At 62.1% G+C, this 26,866-nt stretch carries 18 protein-coding genes and 1 pseudogene; 9 read left to right on the top strand and 10 right to left on the bottom strand.

The features are described 5' to 3' along the window. Positions 1-72: 72 nt before the first annotated feature. The 9 genes and pseudogenes from ACHMW6_RS18275 to ACHMW6_RS18235 all read right to left on the bottom strand — a co-directional run bounded on the left by ACHMW6_RS18275 (position 73) and on the right by ACHMW6_RS18235 (position 13,075). A complete protein-coding gene (locus ACHMW6_RS18275; protein ID WP_395408483.1) occupies positions 73-1,128 on the bottom strand; it encodes an FUSC family protein in 1,056 nt (351 codons plus the stop codon). 82 nt (positions 1,129-1,210) lie between these two features. Next, a pseudogene (locus tag ACHMW6_RS18270) lies at positions 1,211-2,690 on the bottom strand (aldehyde dehydrogenase). A gap of 1,104 nt (positions 2,691-3,794) precedes the next feature. Further along, on the bottom strand, positions 3,795-5,168 hold the full coding sequence (locus ACHMW6_RS18265) for an MFS transporter (protein ID WP_395408642.1): 1,374 nt from the start codon (positions 5,166-5,168) through the stop codon (positions 3,795-3,797). Positions 5,169-5,252: 84 nt separating this feature from the next. Then, positions 5,253-6,059 carry an enoyl-CoA hydratase/isomerase family protein gene (locus ACHMW6_RS18260; protein ID WP_395408482.1) on the bottom strand — a complete coding sequence of 269 codons (807 nt, stop codon included), beginning with the start codon at positions 6,057-6,059 and terminating at the stop codon, positions 5,253-5,255. A 32-nt stretch (positions 6,060-6,091) separates the two neighbouring features. Further along, positions 6,092-7,651 carry an AMP-binding protein gene (locus ACHMW6_RS18255; protein ID WP_395408481.1) on the bottom strand — a complete coding sequence of 520 codons (1,560 nt, stop codon included), beginning with the start codon at positions 7,649-7,651 and terminating at the stop codon, positions 6,092-6,094. 6 nt (positions 7,652-7,657) lie between these two features. Beyond that, positions 7,658-8,197, bottom strand: coding sequence for a (2Fe-2S)-binding protein (locus tag ACHMW6_RS18250; RefSeq protein ID WP_395408480.1), 540 nt, complete (start codon positions 8,195-8,197; stop codon positions 7,658-7,660). Further along, entirely contained in the window at positions 8,194-9,027 is an 834-nt protein-coding gene (locus ACHMW6_RS18245; protein WP_395408479.1) for an FAD binding domain-containing protein, read from the bottom strand. The genes ACHMW6_RS18250 and ACHMW6_RS18245 overlap by 4 nt, the downstream gene beginning before the upstream one ends. Beyond that, complete coding sequence (locus ACHMW6_RS18240; RefSeq protein ID WP_395408641.1) at positions 9,024-11,990, bottom strand: molybdopterin cofactor-binding domain-containing protein; 2,967 nt, start codon at positions 11,988-11,990, stop codon at positions 9,024-9,026. The genes ACHMW6_RS18245 and ACHMW6_RS18240 overlap by 4 nt, the downstream gene beginning before the upstream one ends. A 200-nt stretch (positions 11,991-12,190) precedes the next feature. Beyond that, positions 12,191-13,075: a helix-turn-helix domain-containing protein gene (locus ACHMW6_RS18235; protein WP_395408478.1), complete on the bottom strand. Its 885-nt coding sequence runs from the start codon at positions 13,073-13,075 to the stop codon at positions 12,191-12,193. Here ACHMW6_RS18235 and ACHMW6_RS18230 point away from each other — a divergent pair. After that, entirely contained in the window at positions 13,059-13,397 is a 339-nt protein-coding gene (locus ACHMW6_RS18230) for a hypothetical protein (RefSeq protein WP_395408477.1), read from the top strand. The two genes, ACHMW6_RS18235 and ACHMW6_RS18230, sit on opposite strands and share 17 nt — an antisense overlap. 315 nt (positions 13,398-13,712) lie before the next feature. Here the strand turns inward: ACHMW6_RS18230 and ACHMW6_RS18225 are convergent, their stop codons facing one another. Then, entirely contained in the window at positions 13,713-15,368 is a 1,656-nt protein-coding gene (locus tag ACHMW6_RS18225) for an alpha-L-fucosidase (protein ID WP_395408476.1), read from the bottom strand. Positions 15,369-15,694: 326 nt separating this feature from the next. Between ACHMW6_RS18225 and ACHMW6_RS18220 the strand changes: the two genes are divergently transcribed. From ACHMW6_RS18220 to ACHMW6_RS18185, 8 genes are all read left to right on the top strand, one after another. Beyond that, positions 15,695-17,350: a DUF5597 domain-containing protein gene (locus ACHMW6_RS18220; protein ID WP_395408475.1), complete on the top strand. Its 1,656-nt coding sequence runs from the start codon at positions 15,695-15,697 to the stop codon at positions 17,348-17,350. Between the two features lie 88 nt (positions 17,351-17,438). Further along, on the top strand, positions 17,439-18,983 hold the full coding sequence (locus tag ACHMW6_RS18215) for a family 43 glycosylhydrolase (protein ID WP_395408474.1): 1,545 nt from the start codon (positions 17,439-17,441) through the stop codon (positions 18,981-18,983). A gap of 60 nt (positions 18,984-19,043) precedes the next feature. Beyond that, positions 19,044-19,481 (top strand): hypothetical protein, encoded by a 438-nt coding sequence (locus ACHMW6_RS18210; protein WP_395408473.1) that lies wholly within the window; start codon positions 19,044-19,046, stop codon positions 19,479-19,481. Continuing rightward, positions 19,472-19,732, top strand: a complete 261-nt coding sequence (locus tag ACHMW6_RS18205; RefSeq protein WP_395408472.1) for a hypothetical protein — start codon at positions 19,472-19,474, stop codon at positions 19,730-19,732. The genes ACHMW6_RS18210 and ACHMW6_RS18205 overlap by 10 nt, the downstream gene beginning before the upstream one ends. A gap of 8 nt (positions 19,733-19,740) precedes the next feature. Then, on the top strand, positions 19,741-20,055 hold the full coding sequence (locus tag ACHMW6_RS18200; protein WP_395408471.1) for a hypothetical protein: 315 nt from the start codon (positions 19,741-19,743) through the stop codon (positions 20,053-20,055). A 352-nt stretch (positions 20,056-20,407) separates the two neighbouring features. Then, complete coding sequence (locus ACHMW6_RS18195; protein ID WP_395408470.1) at positions 20,408-25,162, top strand: discoidin domain-containing protein; 4,755 nt, start codon at positions 20,408-20,410, stop codon at positions 25,160-25,162. An 11-nt stretch (positions 25,163-25,173) separates the two neighbouring features. Then, on the top strand, positions 25,174-25,776 hold the full coding sequence (locus ACHMW6_RS18190; RefSeq protein ID WP_395408469.1) for an NF038129 family PEP-CTERM protein: 603 nt from the start codon (positions 25,174-25,176) through the stop codon (positions 25,774-25,776). A gap of 101 nt (positions 25,777-25,877) precedes the next feature. Continuing rightward, on the top strand, positions 25,878-26,843 hold the full coding sequence (locus ACHMW6_RS18185) for a family 43 glycosylhydrolase (protein WP_395408468.1): 966 nt from the start codon (positions 25,878-25,880) through the stop codon (positions 26,841-26,843). Positions 26,844-26,866: the final 23 nt, after the last annotated feature.

Here is a 26,866-nt window from a genome sequence, read left to right as displayed (position 1 = left end):
GAGCGTGCATCCGGGCGCAGGAGAAACGGCGCGAAGCGTGCCCGGTGCCGTGATAATCGTAGCCGCCGCGCGCTACTGCCGACGCTTGTTCCGCTCCACCAGATAGCCCAGCAGCGCAATGCCTGAGCCCACGAGTATGCCGGCTCCTTTTGCTGCCAAGCTCGCCCTATCGCTGACCGCGAATGTCTGTGGATCGGCGAGGACAAACAGGACCAGGCAATAGCAAGAGGCAAAAAAACCATTACCAAAAATCGCGGCCAATAGTACGGCCGTGAAAGCCAGCACTCCCTGCGCTATTGGCAGTGCCAGGGGCGCGGTGGAAAGTAATTCCAGCCAGCGATGCAACATCAACGCGCTGAGGGCGCCGGCGACGGCGGCGCACATGAAATGAATAGTTGCCCCTTTGGGATTGGCACGGATAGAGAACAAGCCGGCAGTAATGCCGGTGAACGAAACAAGTAACCCACCGCCTTCCCAGTGAATTGATAACCATGCCATTCCCGCGAGCTGTAAGCATGCCCCTGCTCTCAACGCACCGAACAGCGCCCGCTTATGCTGCTCTTCTGCGCAGGTAGCAAACACGCGCCATGTTGAACCCAAGTTAAAGACATCTCCAGCAATGGCGCACCATTGCGGCGGCGTCATTTCCGTCGTGGCGAGAAGTATGATTGACGTTATGACGCCAATAGCGATTGCCGCAAAGCGCGTAGCTGACAACAAGGCCAGTTCGTGGATACCTCCATTGGCATCAACAGATGCTATCGCTACAACCACCGCGCCATATCCGGCAAGCACCGCAGCATATCCGGCGGCGGGTTGAAGACGAAGTCCAATGTACACACATGTGATTAACCATGCGCTTAGCAGGCAGATCAGGAGCGCGTGAGCGCCAAGGCTGCCAATCACGAGAAGAAATGCCGCGACAGCACCGACCAGCGTGCCGAGCATTCGATATAACGATTTCTGGAACGCGTCCCCGCTGGCCGGAAGACTCACGGAAATGACTGTCCATGCCGCCCAATGCGGCTCGTCCAAACCAAGCGACATGGCAATCAATAAAGCAATCGTCGCCCCAGAAGCGGCGCGGGCTGCGTAGAGGAGCATTGCGCGGAAGGAAGTGTCAATCATCACGTCTGGGCAGCATATTTTGTTGCTTTAATATTGATTAAGCACGTCGCTGGCCTCCGAACTTGGACGTGCTTCGATCGCCTTAGCTAAGGATGAATGGATTTTCAGAACCCAGTTCAGGCTTGATGAAAACGCTCTTCGCCTCGAGGTATTCGTAGATCGCACGCATACCGTTTTCGCGTCCGATGCCCGATGCCTTAACGCCTCCGAACGGAGCCTGATAGCTCACCATACGGTAAGCATTGACCCAGACCGTGCCCGCCTCGAGCTGTTTCGGGATGGTCATCGCGCGCTGCAGGTCGCGCGTCCAGACACCTGCCGCGAGGCCATAGTTGCTATCGTTGGCGATGGCCACTGCTTCGTCGTCAGTGTCGAACTTGATGACAGCCACGACCGGCCCAAACACCTCTTCCTGAGCGATACGCATGTCGTTACGCACGTCGACGAAAATCGTTGGTTCAACGAACAGTCCTTGTTCCGTACCGGGGCGCGTCGAGCGGTGCCCGCCCAGTACACAGCGCGCGCCCTCCTGCTTCGCGACGTCGATGTAGTACAGCGTTTTTTCCAGCTGTGGCTCGGTCGAGACTGGCCCCATATCGGTTTCGGGCGACATCGGGTCGCCCAGATGTGCGGCCTTCATAAAGTTGAGCAGGCGGTCGACAAACTCATCGTGGATACTGGAGTGCACCAACAGTCGCGAGCCAGCCATGCAGCTCTGCCCCGGTAGCCGCAAAGATGGCGGCTACCGCGCCTTTGACGGCATCATCGAGGTTGGCATCTTCAAAGACAATATTTGCTGACTTGCCGCCCAGTTCCAGCGACACACGCTTGAATGTCTTCGCAGCGTTCTGATACACCATGCGGCCACCATTTTCGCTGCCAGTGAATGCCACGCGCGCCACCAGCGGATGAGTGACCAATGGTTCCCCGACCTCCGGACCAAAGCCGGTAACGACGTTGACCACGCCTGGAGGCAAGCCCGCAACTGTGCACATTTCAGCAAAGGCGATGGTGGAAGCGGATGAAAACTCCGACGGCTTAATGACTACCGTATTCCCGGCGGCCAGCGCTGGAGCGACTTTCCACAATGCCAGCAGCAGCGGTGAGTTCCAAGGCGCGATGGCGGCTACGACGCCGAGCGGCTCATACGTGCTGTAATGGAAGATCCCTGGTTTGTCGATCGGCGTGACCTCGCCAACAACCTTGTCCGCCATGCCGCCAAAGTAGTAGAACCACTGGGGCAGATATTTCATCTGAACCAGCATCTCGGCCTTCAATTTGCCGTTGTCCTTAACTTCCAGATCGGCCAGCAGGTCGGCGTTGGCAGTCATAACGTCGCCGATGCGGTGCAGGATCAGCCCGCGCTGCGTCGCCGTCATGCGTGACCATGGACCATTCTTAAAGGCGTCATGTGCAATACGCACGGCGAAGTCGACATCCGCGTCATTGCCGCGCGGCAGTTGCGCCCAGACCTTTCCGGTGTATGGGTTCATGCTTTCAAAGGTGCCTCCGTTAATGGCGTTGCGCGATTCACCGCCTATATGCATTTGAAAGTTTTCCATGGTGTTCCTCCTTGTTGGATGAGATGTATTGATTCTATGCAGCACATCCCATCTTCGTAAATTCCCAGAAACTCCCGTTTCATGTGAAATTATTCACAAAGGCATTTGCATGAGAGGGCGGCCGACCGCGGCGCGTTCTGCCGGGGCCAGGTGTCATTCTTGATAACCGGACGATAGTTCGGAAAATGCTCGACCAATCCTTGACGGCAAAGGTCGCTTCCGTATCAGGCACTCGCTCATGCGTTCTTGGGTGACGTCTGAGAAAGAAGACTCCGCAGACTCTCAGCCTCCATATACAGATCGCGAGCTAGATCGGGCTCGATGAGCGGCAGCTGCAAGAGGTGGTGATTGGTTGCGAGATGTCGCTTGTGGAATAGAAATTTGAAATGAAGGGGCAGCCGTCTGTACTGCCGCCGCGATGATCACGGCCGGGCCAGGCACATTGGAGAAGGTGATGGCGAACTAAGTGACGAGCATTTTTAGGGGATCAGGTGACCGAGGAACCGCGTACATTATCGTCTGCGAGAGCGGCCTGCGTGACATCGTATTCAGTGATCCGGACCAGGCTGCGCAGGCATTTTCTCTCGCCGACGAGCAGGGACATCCATTTGTACGGGGTCAACGTGGAAACCAGTCGGTCGTCATTACTGGTATGAGATGTTGCCGCAAGAGTCTTACTTAGTTTCGAGAGCGCTGATGCAGAAAGTTCAGTACAGCCTTTGGCTCGTTACTCGCACTTCGATGGAATAGTACATGATCGCGCGCGGCCAGCGATTGGTCGCGCAAGTGCTATTGCATTGGCTGTACCTGGGGCGGTGCGTCTGATGCGGTTTAAGTTTGGCGATGCTTCACGGCGCAGGCGCTATGACCTGCTACGCTCAAATGTGGGGCGCCCAAGTCATCGGTTGTTTGCTTCCGATATGTGGGGCTATCCCAGCCTACTGCCCTGCGTGCCGCTCGCTCACGTCTATATAGGAAATGGGCGAGGAGTTCGCCCAGCGTAACAATGTGCCGCTCGCGATTTTGCCGAATATGGGGCGCTACGCGCATCGGCAGGCGTCGCGGCAGACTGCCGATGAGATACGTGCCCACCTTCCATAAGGATTAGCTGTCGTCGCTGCGTCCAGCCTCGGACAAACGCCCCATGGTCTCCGGGACCACAAGCCCGCCAATCAGCAGCAGCGCCGACACGCAGGCCAGGAACATTGCAAGTGTGGAGGGGATCGCCCCCGGTCCCGAACTAACCAGCGACACCACGGTAGGCATCATGCCGCCCAGAGCGAAACCGATGTTCCAGGACAGGCCCGTGCCGGTGGCGCGGATCGAAGTGGGGAAGCGCTCGTTGAGGAAGATCAGCGCTGGTGCGAAGCCGATGCAACCGAGCATACTCAGAAGCGTGACATAGACGCCCAGCGTCCATGTGTCGCTGACTTCGGGCAGGTGCAGGTAGAGCCACGGACCGGCCGCAAGCTGGATCAGGGACGTCACGATGAACGTACGTTTGCGGCCGATCAGGGTGCTCAGATGTCCGGCCAGCACTGAGGCAATGATCACACCGATGCTGCTCACCATCAGGATGCCGGCTGCGATGTGGTTGGGCGTTTGCGTGACAACTTTCAGCACGGTCGGCAGGTAGCCGGAAGTGAGGTAGTAGGCGCTGCCGCCGCCGATCGTCACCAGCAGATTGGTCAGCAGCACATTGCGGTGCGGCGGCGAGAACACGGTACGCAGTGGCGATACGCCGGCATCGAGCGGCGCTTCGCGGCGCGCGTCGACCAGACGGGCAGCCTTCTGCGCAGCGAGCTGCTTCCAAAGCGGCGATTCTTCCAGCCCGCTGAAAATCATGAGGCCCAGTACGGAGCTGATGATCCCGGTGAAGAACATGCAACGCCAGCCCCATTCATTGAACTCTTCGCCCGGGAAGATTTGCGACATGGCCAGATAGGTCAAGGAGGCAAGCAGTGCGCCCAGGCCTGCCCCCGAACCGCCGATCAGTCCCGACACGGCGCCGCGATACTTCATTGCTACCGATTCAGTGCCTATTGTATGCGTCGACGCGACTACGCCGCCGACGAAAACGCCTTGCACCAGGCGCAGCGTCAGGAACAGTACTGGCGCCAGCAGACCGACTTGAGCCACAGTGGGCAGCAGGCCGAAGGCCGCCGTCGAAAGGCCAACGCCCATCACGGCGATTACCATCGCCCCCTTGCGGCCCTTGCGGTCGGCATAGGAGCCGAAGAGCGCGGAGCCCAGGGGGCGCATCAGCAGCGTTACTGCGAACGACGCGTACACCGCCGCCAGCGACAGCATTGCGTGCTGCGACGGGAAGAACAGCTTGCCTATGACCGGCGCCACGTACAGCAGCATGAACAGGTCAAACAGGTCCAGCGCCCAGCCCATCAGCGAAGCCGTGACAGCGGTCAGCACTTGCCGCTGGTTGGGCGCGAGTGGCGCGGCATCGGCTGCGCCTAATGAAATCTCTGCCATGGTTGTCTCCTGAGGTTTTTGTAGGTTGATGAAATGCGTGGACTATCGGGAGAGGGCGGCGCACCGCCCCCGGTTTCAGCTGCCCTTGAATGTCGGAGCACGTTTGCGGTGGAACGCCTCGACGCCTTCCCGGAAATCGTCGGAGCTGCGTAAGCGGCTGTAGCAATGGCCTTCCAGCTCGATTGCCACGGTCAGCGTGGAATCCTCGGTATCGTTGAGGAGCCTCTTCGCGGTGCGCTGCGCCAGCGGCGAGAATGCGCGCAATTCGTCGACCAGGCGGTCTGTCGCCGCTTCCAGTTCGGCGTCCGGCACGCAATCGGTGGCCACGCCCCAGTCGTAAGCTTGCGGGCCGGGAATGCGGCGCGAGCGCATCACGATGTCCTTGGTGCGCGTGATTCCAACCATTTTCTGCAGCCGCGCCGAGCCGCCCGAACCGGGAATCTGCCCCAGCTTCTGCTCCGGCAGCGCATACAGGGTAGTGTCGGTCGCGATGCGGAAATCGCAGGCCAGCGAGATCTCGAAGCCGACGCCGAAGCAGTAGCCGCGTGTTGCGGCGATCACCGGCTTGCTGCAGCGTGCCGGCGCTGCGATATTCCACGCCAGTTGCGACACATGCTCGGGCGACGCTTCAAGGAAGCCCTTGATGTCGCCGCCGCTGGAGAAGTTCTCGCCTTCGGCGCGCAGCACAATCACGCGCACTGCCGGGTTAGCGTCCAGCGACTCGAACACCAGGCGCAATTGATCGCGCTGCGCCATGGAGATGATATTGAAATGCGGGCGCTGCAGCACGATATCGGCGCGCTCCCGGGACGCATCGATGTCGACGCGGAAGCCGTCCAGTTTCTCGAGCAGCAGTTGCGCAGGGTGGGTGAGCAAGGTCATACAGGTCTCCTGAGTAGTTGGAACGTAATGGGTTATCGGGTTTCAGGTGCGTAGTCGCCCGCGACCAGCTTGCGGCGCAGGATCTTGCCGACCGGGGACTTGGGTATCTCCGAAACGAACACATATTCGCGCGGGCGCTTGAAGTTGGGCAGGCCGGAACTGCGGCAATGCGCATCGAGCGTGGGGGCGTCCAGTGGCGTTTGCTGGTCGCGCCGCGTGACGAACGCCACCACGCGCTGGCCCCAGCGTTCGTCCGACAGGCCGGCCACGGCCACCTCGCTGACGCCCGGGCAGAGCGAGATGACCGATTCGATGTCGACCGGCGAGATATTCTCGCCGCCGCTGATGATCATGTCGTCCACGCGGCCGGTGACGAACAGATCGCCATCCGCATCGACGTAGCCGGTATCGCCGGTAAAGTACCAGCCTGCACGCAGCGATCTGGCGTTGGCGTCCTCGCGCTTCCAGTAGCCCTCGAAGGCTTCGTCGCCGCGCAGGTCGGCCACGATCTGGCCTTCCTCGTTGGGCGCGGCGATGTCGTCCACGCCATGTGGGTCCAGCTTCAGCACGCGCAGGCGGGTGTTGATGCCGGCGCGGCCGGCGCTGCCAGGCTTGCGTAGCGCGTCCTGGTCGATCGCGAAGGTGTACACCTCGGACGAGCCGTAGTGGTTGACGAACAGCGTCGGGGCGAACGCCGTCTGCAAGCGCTGCAGCAGCGCATCGTGCATTGGCGCGCCGGCGAAACCGAGCTTGCGTACCGAGGCCAGGTCGGTTCCCGGCCCGCTGCCGCGGCCGTCGCGTTCGCGCTGCGTCAGCAGGTCGTGGTACAGGGTCGGCACCAGATACAGGCAGGTCAGCTGCTCCTGCTCGATCAGGTTCAGCGCGGCGTGCGTGTCGAAGCGCGGCAGGCAGACGAAGCAGCCGTCCACCAGCGCCATCGCCAGCAGCGAGCGCACGCCCATCGTGTGATACAGCGGCATCACGCCCAGTGTGCGCTCGCCATGGCGGTACAGATTCTGCGCCACGTGCGCCAGCGCGGCCGCCCGCTCGTGGCGGTGGCGGCGCGGCACGCCCTTGGGCTTGCCCGTGGTGCCCGAGGTGTACAGCAGCAGCGACAGGTCATCGGCGTCGGCCTGCGGCGCCAGTTCGCTCTCCGGACCCGCGCGCCAGTCGTTCCAGGCCTCGCAGACCACCTCACCGCTCAGTGCACCGACGCCAATGCGCGGCACGCGCGAGGCGGCCGTGCTGTATTGCGTGGCCGATTCGCTCACTCCTTCGAAGAACAGGGCGCTGGCTTCGGCGTCCTGCAGGCAATAGTCGATCTCCTCCGGCTTGGCGCGCCAGTTCAGCGGCACGATCACGATGCCGGCGAACTGGCACGCCCAGTGCAGCGTGGCCGCCTGGTGCCGGTTCTGCAGCACGGACAGCACCCGGTCGCCGCGCTTCACGCCCATGCGCTGCAGTGCGCACGCAACGCGTGCTATCTCCGTGCGCCATTGGACGTAGGTCCAGCGCACGTCGTCGTCAACCAGCGCCAATGCCTGCGGGCTGCGTTCGACGCTTTGCAAGAATGTGGTTCCTAGGTCTAGCATGGTGGCTCAGTCTCCATTCGGTTTGTTGGACGTTGCTCGGCGCAGTGCTGCGGTTTCGAGTACGGCGGCGACAATTGGGGTGTAGCCGGTGCAGCGGCACAAATGGCCGGACAGCATGTCGCGCACTTCGGCTTCGCTGGGGTCGGGTTTGCGGCGCAGGTAGTCGTCGCAACTCATCAGGATGCCCGCCGTGCAGAAGCCGCACTGCAGCGCGTGGTGGCGGCGGAAGGCTTGCTGCAGATCGGACAGTTCGCCGTCGTGCGAACACAGTCCTTCGACGGTGCGGATGCGGCGGCCCTCGGCCTGCAGCGCCAGCATCATGCAGGCGCGCGCTGCCACGCCGTCAACCTGGATGGTGCAGGCGCCGCAGACGCCGTGCTCGCAGCCGACGTGAGTGCCGGTGGCGCCGAGGTCTTCGCGCAGGAAGTCAGACAGCAGCTTGCGCGCCTCGCAGCCGCCCTGACGCTGCTGGCCATTCAGCTCGAGCCGCACCGGGTGCTGCTGGTCGCGCGGCAGGGGGGTGTTTCCGGTTAGTGTGGTCTTCATTGTGAGATCTCCTCCGTAACTTGACGCAGCACCTGTGCGCCGAGCTGGCGCACCAGATGGCGGCGGAACTGCGCGCTGGCATGCACGTCGTCCTGGGCCTGGAGCGACCAGGCGAAATCGTTGATGGCTGTTGTGAGGTCAGCGCCACGCAGATCGGCGGGCCAGTGCGCGACTTGCGGCCGGTCGGCCACGCCGCCAACTGCCAGCCGCAGGCCGCGCTTGTCGGCAACTGCTGCGGCGGACGTGATGGCGAAGTCGCCATGGCGCGCCGAAAATTCGGTGAAGGCGCTGCGCTGGCCCGGCTGCGCCAGTGGGAAGCGCACTTCTTCCACCAGCTCGTCCGGCGCGCGCGCCGTCATCAGCATGCCCTGGAAGAAGTCGGCGGCGGCCAGCGTGCGGCGCTTGTCGCCATGGCGCAGCACCACCTCGCCGCCCAGGGCGCTCAGCACCAGTGGGATCTCGGCGCTGGGATCGGCGTGGGCCACCGAGCCGCATACGGTGCCGCGGTTGCGGATCTGGAAGTGGGAGATGAAGGGGACGGCTTGCGCCAGCAGCGGTACTTCGCTGCGCAGGCCCGGGCGCCATTCGACGCTGCCTTGTGTGGATGCAGCGCCCACGGCCAGCATGCCGTCGGTGGCGCGCACATAATCGAGATCCGGCGTGCGCGAAATATCGATCAGCACCGCCGGCTGCGCCAGGCGCATATTCAGCGCCGCCATCAGCGACTGGCCACCGGCCAGGATGCGCGCATCGGAGCCCAGTTCGCGCAGCTGGCGTGCTGCGTCGGCCGCGCTTTCGGCGCGCAGATAGTCAAAGGCTGCCGGCTTCATTGCGCTACTCCCAGGCGCGCGAGCAGGCGGCGCCACCATGATGGTTCAGCTCCTGACGCCACAGTGTCACGGCCGCCGGCCTGTCGTCCGAGCTGCTCGAAGAGCTGCTTCAACACGATCTTTGCCGCGCCTTCCAGCATGCGTCCACCCACAGCGGCGACCTTGCCCGACACTTCGGCTTCGTAGTCGTAGCGCAGCAGGGTGCCGCTGCCCTGAGGACTCAGGGTCACCAGGCCGCTCCCTTTGGCTGTGCCCACGGCGGACAAACCCGATCCGACCAGCCGCAGCCGGTGCGGGGCTTCGATGTCGGACAGCGCAATCTCCGCCGCGTAACGCGCCTTAATCATGCCAATGCCCACGGTGACGTCGGCGCGGTAGCGGTTCGGCCCAATCGTATCCAGCGCATTGCAGCCCGGGACGACCTTAGCCAGCGCCTGCGGATCGAGTAGCACCGCGAACACGGCTTCCGGCGACGCCGCCAGCACGATCTCCCCCTGTGCCGTAAGGCCTTTGCCGGTTTTGCCGCCCGCGCCGACGTTGCCTGCAGACTGGGCGGGTATCGCCGCCGGCGTCGAAAGTGGCGTCGAAGGCGGCGGGTCTTCCATGCCCAGCATTGCCATCACGCGGGCGGGCGTGAGCGGCAGCGTGATATCTGCGTGGCCCAGCGCATCGGCCACTGCATTGGCAATGCATACCGGTGTACTCATATTGTTTCCTTCGCCCAGACCCTTTGCGCCCAGCGGCGTGAACGGGCTTGGCGTTTCCAGGTGCAGAATCAATGGGTCTGGCACTTCGCAGGTGGTCGGCACCAGATAATCAGCGAAGGTGCCGGACTGGAAGCTGCCGTCCGCGCCGTAGCGAAACTCCTCCATCAGCGCCGCGCCCAGACCCTGAGCAAAGGCGCCGCGAATCTGGCCATCGGCCATGCCGGGATTGAGGATCTTGCCGGCATCATGAATGGTGACGTATTTGTCGATGCGTATGCGGCCCGTGGCGCGGTCGACTTCCACGGCGCAGATGTCGAAGGCGAAACCGTAGGCGGCGGAAGTGTTGACGCGCTCTTCGTCGTCCGGGGCGCTCAGCTGCGGCGGCGTCCAGAAGGCGGTCTCGCGCATGCCCACGCTTTCGCCCTCAGGCAGCAGGGCCGGCGCCCAGTGCGGGCTGGCGGCGAGGCGGGAAAAGGGAAGGGCGCGCTCCGGTGCTCCCATCGGATAAACCCGGCCTGCGTCGAACGCCACTTCTTCCGCGCCGCAGCCGAATTGCGCCGCAGCGATGCGCGCGAGCTTGGCGCGCAGCCGTTCGCAGGCCAGATGCAGGGTGCCCGCCACGGCTCCGGCAAAGCGGCTGGAGTAGTTGCCGGCCGCCACCGACCAGGCGTCCTTGGCCGTGTCGAACTCGATGTTTACGCTGATGTCGTGCGGATCGAGGCCGAAAGCGTCGGCGGCAATCTGGGCGCACACGGTGCGGTGGCCCTGGCCGGCCGGCGCTGAGGCGACGACGACGTTGACGCCGCCGAGCGGATCGATGGCCACCGTAGCCGAGGCGATGGCGCCGTTTTTCGGGCCGGCCTTGGCGCGCTGCTCACGTGTCAGCGCGGTCGTGATATAGCCCATATTCGATACGGATGGTTCCACGATGGCGGCGAAGCCGATGCCGAACAGCCGGCCCTCAGCGTGCGCTTCGCGCTGCCGTTCGCGCAGCGCCTGCAGGCCGCCATCGTCGATAGCCATCTGCAGCGCCTTCTGGTAATTGCCCGAGTCGAGCAGCGCACCAGCGGCCGCGCGGTAGGGAAATGCGCGCGCCGGAATGAAGTTGCGGCGGTAAACGTCCAGCGGATCGAGGTTCAGCTCCACGGCAATGCGCTGCACCAGGCGTTCCAGCGCGTAGTACAGCTGCGGTCCGCCGAAGCCGCGCACCAGACCGGTCGGCGTCTTATTGGTCAGCACCACGCGGTTGCGCACACTCAGGTTGCGCACATCGTAGGCGCCGGTCAGGCAGCCGTGCATGCGGTAGAAGGTCGCCGGTTCCGGCGCACGCAGATAGCCGCCGCAGTCGTCCAGCTGGTCCAGCGAGAGGGCGGTGATGCGGCCGTCCGCTTGCACGGCAGCCGAGGCGTAGCACAGGCGGCCGGTGGCGGAAGTGGCGGCGGTCAGATGCTCGAGCCGGTCCTCCACCCACTTGACGGGCGCGCCGGCCTTGCGCGAAGCGAGGCACATCAGCACAGCCGGCGCCATCACAGCCTGCTTCACGCCGAAGCTGCCGCCCGAATCAGGGAAGGTGCGATGGCGCAGTTTGTTGCCCGGCACCTTCAGGGCCATGGACATGACGGTGTGCAGCGAGAACGGGCCCATGAAATTGGACTGGATCTCGTAGCCGTCCTGCGCCGAGATGAATTCGGCGATGACCACTGCGCATTCGATCGGCGTGCAGGAGTTGCGCGGGTATTCGACGCTGATGCTGACGCGGTGCGGTGCGTCGGCGAAGGCCGCTTCAGGATCGCCATAACGGAAGCTGCGGTCACTCACCACATTGCTGCCGACCTGCTCGTGCAGCACCGGCGCATCGGCCGCGATGGCGCTTTCGATGTCCACCACGGCCGGCAGCGGCGTGTAGTCGGCCTGCAGCAGTTCCAGTGCATCCTCGGCGCGGTAGCGGCTTTCGGCGATGACCACGGCCACCGGTTCGCCGACGTAGCGGATCTTGTCTACCGCCAGCGCCCACAGCTCCATTGGCTGCTTGACGCCAACAATGAACGGCTTCGACCAGCGCCGCACATCGTCGCCGGTGAGCACGGCGCGCACTCCCGGCAGCGCAAGCGCCCGCTCGGTGTGCACGGCCAGCAGCTGTGCATGCGCGTGAGGTGAGCGCAGGATCGCCGCGTGCAGCGTGCCGTTGCGCAGTGGTGCGTCGTCGCCGTAGCGGCCACGCCCGGTCAAAAGAGTTTGGTCCTCGATGCGCGCCATGTCGCGGCCAACATGCCGCCGGCCTTGACGCTGGAGGACGCCTGCGTCGCTGTTCAATTCCGTCTCCTGTTTGCTGCCTGATGTTGCGACCCAGTGTAGGGGGCAGGGCAGGAGAGACGGGAACGCTGCGGTCTGGAGATGAGCCCGGCGGTCCGGAAACTATCCCAAAAGTCTGATGGATTCGCTGCTGCGCTGCAGCATCAGATGACCAGGGTTGTTTCCGATGGTGCGTCTGGCGGTTCGAACAGGTTCACCACGCGGCGGTAATTGCTGGGCGTAATGCCCAGATGCTGGCGGAAGAAGCGGGAAAAGTGGCTGGGGGCCGAGAAGCCGAGGTCAAAGGCGACATCGCCCACCGGGTCGCTGCCCTGGCTCAGGCGCTGGATCGCCGCTTCGAAGCGCAGTACATTGGCATACACCAGCGGCGTGACCTGGGTCGACTGCTGGAACAGGGTGAAGAAATGGGCGCGCGACAGGCCGCACTGCTGGGCCAGCATATCGATGTCCAGCTCGCGGCTCAGGTCTTCGCGCATTAGCGCAATGGCGCGGCGGATGCGCGCATCCATGGCAGCGGCAGGCCTGCTGCGCAGCATGGCCACGATATCGCGCCAGCCGGAAGCCCGTTCGATGACCGCAATGATGAGGTTGAACAGCAGCTCCTCCATGCGCTCGGGCGATACTTCATCGGCCCACCACATTTCGATGACGAAGTTCTCCACCAGGCGGCGCGTATGGCTGTCGATCTTGACCACTTTCTCCGAGAAGAAGCGCGGATGGCCGGACAGCGCGAGCGAGCGCTGCAGATCGGCCAGCCATGACGGCTCGATATACAGCGCCAGAATGACGGTGCGCTGGCCGGGCGGCGCGTCATGCAGATAGGCATGCGGCTCCCAGGCGTTGACCAGCACGGCAGACTCGTCGGTTAGGGGCGCGCGCTCGCCGCCCACGGAAAAGGCGACATCGGCGCCGCCCGCCTTAAGCAGAATATGGCAGTGATGATGCGCATGGCCGACCAGCGGCGCGTCCATATCCAGCAGGGCGACGCGTCCGAAGCGGCCCTGATAGATCTTGACGGCAGAGGACACGGGACCTCAGGCAGGGTGGCTATGGAAATATGAAGATATTATGCCTGCGTTTGACAATTCCGACGATGCCCGCTCGAGAATCATGGTGCGCGATGGTATCGGCCCTAAGCAAATTGGAACCAAAGTGCAATGGGACGTCGTTGACACAACCCGCCATGGCGGCATTTCTGCTTCCACAAAGGGTGACTTTGATCCCATAGATGTGCTCGATCTCGAAGTAGTTCATGGCTTCGGTGACAACGACACAGCGAAGAAAGTCGCAATGGCGATCGGATTGACCACCTGGCGATACGTGAAAATGCATGGGCCCAAGTATGCGTAGTTGGAATAACAGCGTAGTTAATGCACGACAACAATAATAGAACTCCCCATTAGGGTTTTGCTTGCAGAATTGCCGAAAGCTACCGCCGTTTCCTTTACCTGATGGGAACGTGTTCCGGTTTCCTTCCCAACTCAATTGATGCGTCACGCGGGCACGCTGGTGGAGGATCCTTACACTGAGGCCACCTACGAGGAATTTCTCCCCAGCGGTACCAATTATTGGTCTGAAGGCGTCGGACCATTCGGGGCCTCGATCGCGAGCGTGTCCTATGTTTTTGGCCAATAGCCGGCATGGTTGCGGATGTGGCCGTGCTGCTTACGAAATTTTCAGCGCAACCGCATATGACAACGCGGGTTCGTTGGATGGCAGAGTCAGATGCAAGCCATCCGCCGTTTGCTCGAACGGCAATACGCTGCCCGGCCCAAGCAGTTCGACCCGCGCTATGCGCTGCTTCAAATAGGGGCTCGCACCGCCCATCGACTTGATGACCACCTTGCCGTCCGCCGGCCATGCCATGACAAACGCATAGACGGCGCCGCCCTTGGTAGTGAAGCGGATATCGGCCGGCGTGAACGGCTGGTTCTTGCCTTCGTTAAAACCTTGCGCCGAAAGCGGTGCAGCCTTTTCCATGCCCGGCCCTTCGCCAAACACGGACCATGGGCGCGTATCGTAGATGCCCTCTCCGTTGAGCGCCATCCAGTTGCCGATTTCCTCGACAATGGCGTGCTCCTGCTCATCGATCGTGCCATTGCCGCGCACCGGCACACTGAGCAGCAGGTTACCGTTCTTGCTGACCACGTCGATCAGCGTGTGAACCACCGTCTTGGCGCTCTTGTAACTCTTCTTTTCATAGAGCTCCCGCTGATAATGCCAGTTGCCGATACATGTGCAGGTCTGCCATGGCAGCGGTTCAATCTCGTTGCTTTGGCCGCGCTCGATGTCCCACACCATGGTTGTGCGCTGAACCGGATCGAGCACCTTGCCGTTGATAACAGCCTCGAGCTTGCCCTGGCGCGCGATACTACGGTTGTACATGTGCGCGGCAATACGCAGGCCGACATCGCTGACCGGCCATAGCGGAAAAGCGGTGTCATCGAAGTACACCAAATCCGGATCGTACGCATTGATCAGGTCAACGGTCCGATTGTAAAATTTGTCGCAGTACGTCTGGTCGGGGATGGCGCTCCCCGCGCCCCAGCCCCACTGCTGGTGGATCGCCGCCGGATCGGCCGCCCTTGCGCTCTGCGGGTGGTTTTGCGCATACAGGTCCTGTGGGTCCAGACCCTCCCACCACGTTCCTTTGCCATCGGCGCTCTGCAATTTGCCATCATAGGGCACGCCGGCCGATGGACCGTCCCGATCCGCGAGCCGCGCCGTGCCATACCAGGTCCAGGCATGGCTGGCGTGCACACTGACACCGAAGCGCAGCCCGTGGCGCCGCGCCGCCTTGCTCCAACCATCGATCAAATCCTTGCGTGGCCCCATCCTGGTGGAATTCCACTCAGCCTGATACTTGCTGTCGTATAAGTCGAAGTTGTCGTGGTGGTTGGCCAGGGCGACAAAGTATCTTGCCCCTGCCTGTTTGTATAAACCCACCAGGGCATCCGGGTCCCACCGCTCGCCCCGCCACCGGCGGATGACATCCTTGAAGCCGAACTTGGACGGATGGCCGTATTTTTGTTCGTGATATTTGTAGGCGGGGCTCCCTTCAATGTACATTCCGCGCGCATACCAGTCGCCATACTCGGGTTCGCATTGCGGACCCCAGTGCGCCCATATGCCGAATTTCGCGTTGCGGAACCAGTCGGGCGTCTGGAAGGCCGTCAGCGATGCCCAGTCTGGGGAAAACGGTCCTGTCGCCATGGGCTCCAGTCTGCGCTGCGCTGTTGCGGCCGCTGCGCGCGCCAGCCGGGACAAGCCAATGGCCGGGATGGCCGCCGCCAAGTGTTGCAGAATTTTACGTCTCTTCATGTCTCCTCCTTTTAATCACTCTGGCTGCCTACGGCCGCGGGTCGTGTCACCGCCAGCACAAGGCAGCGGGCAAGGCATCAGAATGTTATCGATAACGTATTTGGGGGGATGCTATCGCATTGGTTCATGGACGTCGAGGAATTTTTTGGTGTCGCTTACCGACGCCTTGCCATCACGCTCGCAGGAAGGACTGATCTATGCGAAAACGGCATAGCAGTGCCGGCAAAATTTATACACGGCAAAAGACGCCCTTTGTTAGCATGGGCGCATGTCACGTTATCGCTAACATGCGCGTGCCGTGATCAACAATAACAAGGAGACCCGCTGTGCAGAAGCACCGTACCGTCAAGACCCTGCTGGCTTGCGCGCTGGCGCTGGCCGCCCCGGCGCAAGCCGCCGCACCGATTCCACAACTCGTGCAGAAAGATGGACGCTACGCGCTGATGGTCGATGGTGCGCCATTCACTATGCTGGGTGTTCAAGCCCACAATTCCACCAATTCCGTGGAAGGGCTGAAACTGCTGTGGCCTGCCGTGGCCGACGCTCATGCCAACACGGTGGAAATTCCGGTGGCGTGGGAACAGGTCGAGCCAACTGAAGGCAAATTCGATTTCAGCTATGTCGACGAGTTGCTGAAGCAGGCGCGTGAGCACAAGGTGCGGCTGGTGCTGCTGTGGTTCGGCGCCTGGAAAAACACCTTCCCCCAATATATGCCGGGCTGGGCGAAGTTCGACAACCAGCGCTTTCCGCGCATGGTCGACAAGGATGGCAAGAGCATATATTGCATGTCGCCTTTTGGCGAAGAAACCCTGAAGGCAGACCGCAAGGCGTTTGTGGCGTTCATGACGCATTTGCGCAAGATCGATGAAGAACAGCGCACCGTCATCATGGTGCAGGTGGAAAATGAAATGGGCACGGCGCGCCAGGCGCGCGACTACGGCCCGAAAGCCGAAGAGGCGTTCCGCCAGCCCGTGCCGCCGGCCGTGCTGGCATACAAAAAATCGCCGGTGCCCGGCGCGCCGCCGTCCGGCACCTGGAGCGAAGTGTATGGCCCATATGCCGACGAATACTTCCACGCCTGGGGTTTCGCGCGCTATGTCGAGGAAATGGCGAAGGCCGGGCGCGCAGCGTATAACCTGCCAATGTACGTCAACGATGCGCTGCGCAATCCTCTGGCGCCGATGGCGCCCTGGAAGAATGACTTCAATCCGGGCGGTCCGCACTTCGACGTGATCGATATCTACAAGGCTGCGGCGCCGCACATCGATATCGCCGCTCCTGACATTTATCAGCAGGAATCCGCCAAGGTAACCGCCAGCCTCGACTTGTACCAGCGTGGGGACAACGCACTGCTGGTGCCGGAAATCGGCAACGCCGCCAATTTTGCGCGCTACATTTACCAGATCCTGGGCCGCGGCGCCCTGGGCGTGGCGCCCTTCGGTATCGATTATTTTGACTACACCAATTACCCGCTGGGGGCGAAAGCCACGGACAAGACCATGGCCGAGCCGTTTGGCAAGATCATGGCGGTGTTCCGGCCGATGGAGCGCTTGTGGGCGAAGTGGGCGTTCGAGGGCCGCACCCGTGGCGTGGCGGAAGGCGAAAACCGTGCGCCGCAATTCATCGCGCTCAAAAACTGGAAAGCCACGGTGTCGTTCCGCGAGTGGCAGTTCGGCACAAGGCAGACGTGGTCGGATTCCACGGACGTGCCGGCGGGGACGGAAACACCGAGCGGTGGAGTGGCCATCGCGCAAACCGGCGACAATGAATTCATCATCACCGGCCAGCACGCACGCATCAAGATGGAGGGCGATGGCGCCAATGCGGGCAAGCCATCGTTGTGGGACCGCGTCGAAGAAGGGCGTTTCGATGCCGGCGGCAAGTGGGTGGCGGAACGCGTGTGGAACGGCGACCAGGTCGATCACGGCCTGAATTTCACCGGAAAGCCCGTGGTGCTGAAAGTGACGATAGGTACCTATTGAGGTTCGTATGTCTTTTGCACAGCTTTTCGTCGGCCTTTGCGTATCCGCCGCGGTGGTGGCCGCTAGCCCATGCCAGGCCGCGGAGCAAGTGGCTTGGGGCGATTGGACCCAGTGGGGTGACCTTGGCAATGGCCGTTACCGCAATCCCATCCTTCCAGCCGACTACAGCGACCTCGATGCCATTCGTGTCGGTGACGACTACTACGCGATTTCGTCGACCTTCCAGTTTTCGCCCGGGATGGCGATCCTTCATTCACGCGACCTGGTGAACTGGCGCACTGTCGGTCACGCCGTGCCCGACCTTACGCGAATTTCGCCGGAACTGAACTGGACGAAGATGAACCGCTACGGGCGGGGAATCTGGGCCGGTGCGATTCGCCATCATGCCGGCCGCTTCTGGATCTATTTCGGCACGCCGGATGAAGGCTATTTCATGACCAGCGCGGAACGGCCGGAAGGTCCGTGGACGCCACTGCATCAAATGCTGGACGCTTCCGGCTGGGATGACTGCGCGCCATTCTGGGATGATGACGGCAAAGCGTATTTCATCGGCACGAACTTCAGCGACGGCTACAAGATCCACCTGTGGGAGCTTAGTCCCGACAACAAGACGCTCATTGCCGCATCGGACCGGGTGATCTATCAGTCGAAGGGCAGTGAAGCCAACAAGCTGTATAAGTTCAACGGCACGTACTTTCATTTTTTCAGCGAGGTGCACGGCGATGTGCGCGTAATGATGATGCGGCGCGCCGCCTCGTTGCGCGGCCCCTGGTCGGAGAAGCGCCAGCTGATGCATAGCGAAAGCGGCACGATGGAGCCGAATCAGGGCGCGATTCTCCAGGGACCGGATGGGAACTGGTATTTCCTGACCCATCATGGCTCGGGCGACTGGGCGGGCAGGGCGGCGAGCCTGCTGCCGGTTCATTGGGTCGATGGCTGGCCGGTGATCGGGCGGCCCGGCCATGACGGCATCGGCACGATGGTGTGGGAGGCAACCATGCCGGCTTCCGGTTCGCGCCGTCAGTTCCCTCAGGGGAGCGACAATTTTGACGGGCACATGCTGGCGCCGGTATGGGAATGGAACTATCAGCCCCGCATGGACAAGTGGTCGCTGTCGGAGCGTGCCGGCTTCCTGCGGTTGCATGGGTTTTCTGGCCTGGATGGCGGCAACCTGCTCAAGGTCGGCAATGTGCTGACCCAGCGGGTTGTACGCAGCAGCGGCCAGTCGTTTGTCGCGCGGCTGGAACTGACGGGAATGGCCGAGGGGCAGCATGCCGGCCTGTCCCAGTTCACGGCGCAGCCGCGCGCGGGCAATCCTGCCGAATCCACCGCTTCGGCAGGCATCGTCATGACGGGCGGCATACGCTACGTGGAAATCTCGCGCGATGGCAGCTACACGCGCCTGCAGCCGTGGACGCATGACGCGATCTGGTTGCGGTCGAGCTGGGGGCTGGATGGGAAAAGCAGCTTTGCCATCAGTGCCGACGGCAAGCAATTCGAGACGGTACTGGCCGGCTTCCCATTGACCTGGGGCGCATACCGCGGCAGCCGCGTCGGGCTGTTCACGTTAAATCCGGTCGGAGATAACGGCTATGTAGACATCGACAAAGTGACTTACGCCGCCGGCGAATAACAAGCCGCAAAGAACCAACGTTCTGACCGAGATTACGCATACGGTTCTCATGGAGATTGAATGAAATTCCTGCTTGCCACCTTGGCCGCTGCAGTGCCGCTCGCTTTTACAAGCTGGGCAAACGCTGGCGACATTGCCCCTAAACCGCTGTATCGAGATCCCGTTTTCGACGGCGCGGCAGACGTTTCTATCGTTTATGATCGGGCTGCGAAGCTGTGGAAAATGTTCTACACCAATCGCAGGGCGACGATGAAGCTGCCCGATCCGCAAGACGTCGAATGGGTGCATGGCACAGCGATCGGCATTGCCACTTCGAAGGACGGTGTGCATTGGCGCTACCAGGGGACGGCGGATTTCCCGAAAGCGTGCACGGACGTGACATCATGGGCGCCGGATGTGCTCTATGAAAACGGTACCTACCACATGTGGCTTACCGTCGTGCCGGGCATATTCCACCGATGGGGCGGGCCGGGGCGGACGGCCGCATTGTGCACCTGACCAGCACTGACCTGGCCAAGTGGGACTGCGAAAGTACAGTGAAGCTGGACACTGGACGCATGATCGACCCGACCGTCATGAAGCTGGGACAGGGCTACCGCATGTGGTACAAGGACGAGCGGGCCGGCAGTCGGATCCTGGCAGCCGATAGCCGCGATTTGCGCACCTGGACCAAAGTCAGCGACCAGCCGGTCAATCCGACCAAGGGGGAGGGGCGAAGGCGTTCCGCTTCAAAGGGCACTACTGGCTGATCGTCGACGTGTGGGACGGCTTGGTGGTGCTGCGTTCCGAGGATGCGCTCAACTGGACGGAGCAGCCCGGCTACATCCTCGGCCAGCCGGGACGTGAGCCGACCGACCGCTTCAAAGGACAGCACGCGGACGTGGTTGTCGATGGCGATCGTGCATTCATCTACTATTTCGTCCATCAGAAGAACGAGGCCGAAGCGGCCGCGGATCCGCGCTGGCATCAGCGCACGGTCATTCAGGTAGCGGAACTGGTCTACAAGGACGGCAACCTTACCGTCGATCGCGACGCGGACCTTGCGTTCCGACTGCACGCCCCATCCCTATAGCGACGGTCACCCACAGCGCGATCGAACGCGATCTCGCGCAGATCAAGGAGGCCGGCTACACTGCAGGCGTGCCGGCACATCGGTTCAATCCCACATCGTTTCAGTCCCACTCGTAAAAAAATATGTGTGCATTGGCGATAATCACGTCTACAATTGTATTTTATCGATAACGAACAATCATCTTCAGCCAAACAAGGCTGTCGGCATGGTGACGCTGTCGAGACCGTCCGAATCGGGACGTAATTGTTAATAAACCTCTGGAAGCGGGTTTCGGGCCCGGTTTCCGGACTTTAATGCAGGCGAAAATGTTATCGATAACGTGACCAAAAGGTAGAAAAATGAGGGGACACACATGAGAGCAATAAAGTTCGACCATGCAACCAAACGAATCGTTCGCACGGTAATTTCCGCTGCCTTCGCGATGACGCTGATACCCTTCCCGGGTCAAGGCGCCATGGCCGATCCGATCGACACGATCGTGACCAGCTACCAACCGGTCATCAGCGAATCGATCGATGCCAACGGATTCAAGCATCCCGGCGTCGGCTTTACGAAGGCGCAACTGGAGAACATGCGGGCCCAGGTCCTGGCGAAGAAAGAGCCGTGGTATACCCATTTCAACATGATGCTCACGTCGGGCACCGCCGGGCGCACCGTCGGCCCCTCGAACGTTAGCAGTACCGATCCGACAATGCCGAGATTCCTCGGGCTCGATGGCTCGGCCGAGGGCGCTTTCAAGGCGGACGCCCTGCGCGCCTATACTCAGGCGATCCTCTACTATGTGACCGGCGACCAGGTGTATCGCGCGAATGCCATGCGCATCATTCGCCTTTACGAGAACATGGACCCGTCGAAGTACGTGTATTACGCCGACTCGCACATCCATACCGGCATCCCGCTGCAGCGGATGGCGGGCGCGGCGGAGATCCTGCGCTATACCAGCACCACCGATCCGACGCTCGAGTGGACCGAAACTGACACGCAGAAGTTCTCGGCCAACTTCGTCACGCCGACGATCCAGACCTTCAACAACTGCAACTGCCGGTTCATGAACCAGCATCTGTACACGACAATCGGCAAGATGTCCGGCTCGATCTTCATGGGTGATCGCGAGGGATACGAGCAGGCCGTCGAGTGGTTCACGGTGAACAAGGATGCACCGGATCCGGCATGGACCGGTGCGATCAAGCAGCTGTTCCGTCTGGTGACGGAGAACGACGCCACCGGGGAAGCGATTCCGCCCCAGATCCAGCACGTCGAAATGGGGCGCGACCAGGCTCACGGCGCCGGCGACCTGACCAACTCCGAAATCCTGGCGCGCATGTTGATGGCGCAAGGTACCAAAGTCGATCCGGTGACGGGGGCGCCTTCGACCGAGTCGAACGCCGTCGGACCCTACGAGTTCCTCGACGACCGCCTGCTGGCCGTCCATGAGCTGTTCGGCAAATTCATGATCGGCTACGAGATCCCCTGGGTTCCTGTCGCTATGAGTGTCTACCCGGACGGCTCCATTCGCGCGATGTATCCCAACGTGTCGCAGGCGTATCGCGGCCGCCTTACCCAGAACACCTGGGAAGCCTACTACTATTACAAATATGTCCGCGGAATCGACCTCGAGCAGGTCGCGCCGGAATACGTCACGATGTTCGCCAAGCGAAAGGCCTACAACTGGGAGGGCGTCGATGGCGGCGGCGATTTCTGGCTGGCGATCCCCAAGGCGGCGGAAGCCGAGGGCAGCAAATACCTGGGCATTCCCATCGTCGACCCTTACCGCGAAGTAGAAGACCGCTTCACGCTGCTCGCCGGTGCGTCGGTTGCACAGACCGAAGGCGCGACCGGTTTCGTGCGCAGCACGGCCACGCCGGAAGGCACGCGCTACGCCGTGTACAGTTATAACGGCGTCGCAGTCACCTCCATCGGCTTCCGCATCCGGACCAATGGCCAAGCCATGATGGACGCTAACGGCAATCTGCTCGCGTTGCCGAACACGCGCGGCCAGTGGCGCTACATGGTGGTGCCGATGAACATCCCCGACTTCCTGAAGATCAATATCAGCGGCAACGGTACCACGGTCGACATCGACCACATCAACGTCCAGTCCAGCACCCTGTTGAGCCCTCCGGTCTTCAAGTACGGCAGTGGCGACGCGACCGTGTACACGTATGCCGGCGCCACCGTTGCGACGACAATCGACCTGTCCGCCACCGACCCGGCCGTGGGCGACGTGGTCACGTACAACATGGACAACCTGCCGCAGGGTGCGTCGTTCAACACCAGCACGGGCGCGTTCTCGTGGAAGCCAACCCAGGCCGGCACGTACACCTTCGTCGCCGAAGCCTCGGACGGGACCACGGTGTCCACCAAGCGGATCACGGTCGTGGTGGGGGCGGACCGGCAGTCGACGGTATCGGCCGTGACCGCGCTCTTCAAGCCGGACACGCTATACGTCTCGTCGACCAAGGGCGCCTACCAAGCCGCATATGCGGACATGCAGAACACGATCGGGTCGAGTACCGACGCCAGCTACTTCCAAAAGCTGGCGACGTTGCAGGGCGCGGTGTCCGGGCTCAAGGAACTGACCCCGCTGCTACCCGACGGCAGCATGAACTACACCAATCTGTTTTTCAAGACGAACCTGGTGACGAACTTCGGCGACTGGGCCGCGAACGGCATCGATGACAACACCGACACGTTCGTCGCATACACCATCGCCAGGGACAGCGCTCGCACGTTCACGCTGGACTTCGGACCCGGCTTCAAGGCGTCGGCGAACGCGTTCCAGCTCGAGACGCGCAGCAGTTTCCCGGAACGCGTCGGCGGCGTGACCATCTTCGCGTCCAACGACAATGAGAACTGGACGCGGCTCACACCCGGAGAAACCCAGGCGATCGAAGGCAGGCAGACGCTGGACGTGCAGGAAGACTTGCGCAGCCAGCGATATCGCTTCTTCAAGATCTCCATGTTCCACCTGATTTCGTCATACAACATCCTCGAGCTTGGCGAGTTCAGGTTCTTCGGCACCCGCTACGAAACCGTCAACAAACTCACCAGCGTGTCGATGAGCTCGGACCAGGCGCTGAAGAACCGCGTCGTGTCCGGCAATACCATCAAGGTCACGTTCCAGTCCTCCGAGCCGATCAACAACGTGTCGGCGACGATCCAGGGCGAACCTGCGACCATCACGACCACCGACAACCTCAGTTGGACGGCGTCGGTAGTCGTCAAGCCCACCACGCCGGCGGGAACGGTGAAGCTCCTGATGAACTACAACACCGCCGACGGAACGCCCGCTGAACCGGTCCTCTTCACGACGGATTCCACCACGTTGTTCATCGCGGACCAGAAGGACTTCATTGCCAATCTGCTCGACATCACGACCTTGACGGACTCTGCCGGCCGCAACGCGACCGATGTGCTGAAGAACGCAAACTTGCTGTTCGATAGCAGCCTTACGACGCTGACCGATCTCCGTCTCAACGGAAGCGGTAACAACAGCTGGCTGGAGTTCGATTTCCGCGGAGGCGGCACCGTGGTGCTGTCGCGCGTCGACGTCATTGGTCGCCAGGACAACAACGCCGGCCGTATCAATGGCACCCGGGTGGAGGGCTCCAACGACAATTCGAGCTGGACCACGATCTCGACGTCCGCGGTAAACTCGTCGGACTGGCAGACCCTGGCGATCACCGACACGACGCCGTACCGCTACATTCGCATGACCAACCCCAACGCGTGGTTCGGCAACATGACCGAGCTGCGCCTGTACGGTGTGGCCGCGTCGACGAACCGTATCGCTTCGGCTTCGATCAGTTCCACGCAGGCGCTGCGCAACCGTATCGTGGCGGGTGATACCGTGAAACTGAGCTTCACGGCCAGGGAAGCAATCAGTAACGTGAAGGCGACCATCGCTGGCGTGAACGCCGCACTCAGCACGACGGACAACATCACATACGTTGCCGCCGCGACCGTGCCCCAGGGCACGCAACCCGGTGCGGTGAAGTTTGCTATCAATTACGTCACGCAGGACGGCAGGTCTGGCTACGAGGTCACCGAGACGACCGACGGCTCGTCGCTGAACCTCGTCGACGAAAGCGACACCATCCAGAACGTGCCGACGATCGCGACGCTGATCGATTCGACCACGAACCGGACTGCGGCCACGACCTTGACGGTCGTGAAAACCCTGTTCGATGCGAATATCGCGACCTCGTCGGATTTCCGCAACGGCTCTTCCGGATCAGGCACGGGTGCCTGGGTGGTGTTTGACTTCAAGGCGGGCAACCAAGTCAACCTGACGAACACCGAGGTTCTGGCAAGACAGGATCTGTTTGGACGTGTGAACGGGCTCGTGTTCCAGGGCTCAAACGACAACACCACCTGGACCACGCTGACGCCGGCGGCCAAGTCGACCGCGGATTGGCAGGCCCTGCCGGTGGCCAGTCTGACCCCCTACCGCTACATTCGCATCTACAACCCGAACGCCTGGTACGGTTCCATCAGCGAAGTGCGCCTGCACGGCTCGCTGCATGGCGCCGACACGATCGCGCCCACCACCACGGCCACCGCCCCGCAAGGCACGGTGACCACGGATGCGACCGTGACCTTTACGGCCACCGACAACCAGGGCGGCTCGGGTGTCTCGGCGACCTATTACACGGTCGACGGCGGCGCCCAGCAAAAGGGCAACGCGGCCACGCTGACCACCAGCGGTATGCACACGCTGAGCTACTGGAGCGCGGACTGGGCGGGCAACAGCGAACCGCCGCGCACGCTGACGGTGTCGATCGACAAGTCGGTCGACGTCACGAGCCTGGCGTCGATCGCGCGCTCGGGCCTGACGGTGAACCGTTTCACCAACAAGTACACGGGTACGGTGACGATTACGAACACGAGTGGCCAGAACCTGGCCGGTCCGCTCCATTTCCGCCTGCAGGCGCTGACCGCCGGTGTCACGCTGGACACCCAGACCGGTGTGAGGGACGGCGTGCCGTACATGGCGCTGCCCGTGGCCAACCTGGCGCCGGGCCAGAGCGTCACCCTGACGACCACCTTCTCGAACCCGAACAAAGTCGGCATCGCCTATGCGCCGACTCTGTTCAGCATCAAGTAAAGGGCATCACCATGTTCAACTTCAAGCACTTCCTTGCCCACCTCGCGCTGGTGGTGTCGATGATCGCCGCCGGCGGGCAGGCGGCGGCCACGCCGATTTACCACGTCAACATCGATACGTCATCGCTGGGTTCGGGCCCGGCCTTCCTGGGCCTGTATTTCCTGGGACTGGCCGGCGGGCCTGCCGCGACCGCGACCGTGACTGACCTCATCGGCGCGCTCGACGGCACGGCAGACCTGACGGGCGCCGTCACCGGCGGCGTGCCCGGTGCCTTCGTGTTCAGCAACGCCAACGGCGGCGGCGAACTGGTCCAGGCCATCCAGCTCGGCGGCGTGTTCAGTTTCGACGTCGGCTTCCTGATGAACGCGGGCAGCACCGGTACGACGTTCGGCTGGGCGCTGTTCGATACGACGCACTACCTCGGCGTGGACGGCGACCTTGGCCACTTCTTCCTGGAGCCGGACGCCGCGATTGGCGATCAGGTCGTCGTGGATAACGCCGCAGGCCAGCTGAGCGTCGTCACCGAGGTCATGGAGCCGTCGACGGGGGCGCTGGTGCTGCTTGGCATGCTGGCTCTGGCGGGGCGGCGCAGACGCGGTTCGCTCCGGTTCTGAGCGTCGTAAGACAGGGCAGGCCGCGCGTTTACCGCGTGCATACACACGCGGCGGCGCCAGCCCCCGCGCTTTTCTTGGAATTCACTTTGCTTAGGAGCTCTATGATGTTACCGACGTTGCGGATCGCCGTTGTGGCGTTCTCACTGGCCGCGGCCAGCTGCGGCCACGCGGCCCAGCCGATTTCAGCGCGCTTTGCTGCGGATCCGTCACCGCATTATTTCCAGACCGGCAGCGATGGTCGGTTTTATGTCTATGCCACGGACGATGCGTCCAATTCGGGCAAATACTGGGATTCCACCAGCTGGCGCGTGTACACCTCGAAGGACCTCCAGTCCTGGTCCGATGCCGGGATCCCGCTGTCGGTGACCGTGTTCAAATGGGCGCGCCCCGACGCCAAGGCCTGGGCGCCGGAAGCCGCTTACCGCAATGGCAAATATTACTTTTACGCGCCGGTCGGTGGCGACAAGATCGGTGTGGCAGTGTCGAGCCGGCCCGATGGCGGCTTCACGGACGCGCGCGGCGATGCGCTGGTCGATAAAGCGCGCGACGCCAATGCCGGCGATGAACCGATCGACCCGGCCGTGTTTGTCGACAAGGATGGCCAGGCCTATATGTATTTCGGCACCCGCGTGCCCAAGGTCGTCAAGCTGGCGCCCGATATGGTGCACCTGGCCGGCGCCATCCAGAACGTTGTGGTCCAGGGTTGGCCGGAATCCGATCCCAAGAAGCGCTATGGCGAGGCGCCATTCCTGCATGAACACAATGGGGTGTATTACTTCACGTTTTCCACGGGCTGGCCGGGCCAGATCGTGTATGCCACCGGCGGTTCGCCGCTGGGTCCTTTCACGTACCGCGGCGTGGTGATCGATTACCTGAAGATTTCCACCAACCACCAGGCGATCCTTGAGCACGACGGCGAAGCGTATGTGTTCTACCACGACCAATTGCTGCCGGGCGGTGGGAGCATGCGCCGTTCCATCACGTACGCACCGCTGAAGTACGGCCCCGGCGGCACCATCGGGCAGGTGCAGCTGGAGCCGGCGCAAGTCGGGAGGCCGGGCCAGTAAGCTGGTCACTGCCGGGCCCGGGC

This window comes from Pseudoduganella sp. UC29_106, assembly GCF_044055365.1.
Classification (GTDB): Bacteria; Pseudomonadota; Gammaproteobacteria; order Burkholderiales; family Burkholderiaceae_D; genus Rugamonas.
The sequence above is the reverse complement of the archived record's forward strand: the minus strand, read 5'-3'. Positions and strand labels throughout refer to the sequence as shown.

Excerpts from the sequence above, each read along its gene's own strand:
- ACHMW6_RS18275 (WP_395408483.1), bottom strand. The coding sequence starts at position 1,128 with ATGATTGACACTTCCTTCCGCGCAATGCTCCTCTACGCAGCCCGCGCC.
- ACHMW6_RS18260 (WP_395408482.1), bottom strand. The coding sequence starts at position 6,059 with ATGACCTTGCTCACCCACCCTGCGCAACTGCTGCTCGAGAAACTGGAC.
- ACHMW6_RS18255 (WP_395408481.1), bottom strand. The coding sequence starts at position 7,651 with ATGCTAGACCTAGGAACCACATTCTTGCAAAGCGTCGAACGCAGCCCG.
- ACHMW6_RS18250 (WP_395408480.1), bottom strand. The coding sequence starts at position 8,197 with ATGAAGACCACACTAACCGGAAACACCCCCCTGCCGCGCGACCAGCAG.
- ACHMW6_RS18245 (WP_395408479.1), bottom strand. The coding sequence starts at position 9,027 with ATGAAGCCGGCAGCCTTTGACTATCTGCGCGCCGAAAGCGCGGCCGAC.
- ACHMW6_RS18240 (WP_395408641.1), bottom strand. The coding sequence starts at position 11,990 with ATGGCGCGCATCGAGGACCAAACTCTTTTGACCGGGCGTGGCCGCTAC.
- ACHMW6_RS18225 (WP_395408476.1), bottom strand. The coding sequence starts at position 15,368 with ATGAAGAGACGTAAAATTCTGCAACACTTGGCGGCGGCCATCCCGGCC.
- ACHMW6_RS18210 (WP_395408473.1), top strand. The coding sequence starts at position 19,044 with ATGAAATTCCTGCTTGCCACCTTGGCCGCTGCAGTGCCGCTCGCTTTT.
- ACHMW6_RS18195 (WP_395408470.1), top strand. The coding sequence starts at position 20,408 with ATGAGAGCAATAAAGTTCGACCATGCAACCAAACGAATCGTTCGCACG.
- ACHMW6_RS18190 (WP_395408469.1), top strand. The coding sequence starts at position 25,174 with ATGTTCAACTTCAAGCACTTCCTTGCCCACCTCGCGCTGGTGGTGTCG.
- ACHMW6_RS18185 (WP_395408468.1), top strand. The coding sequence starts at position 25,878 with ATGATGTTACCGACGTTGCGGATCGCCGTTGTGGCGTTCTCACTGGCC.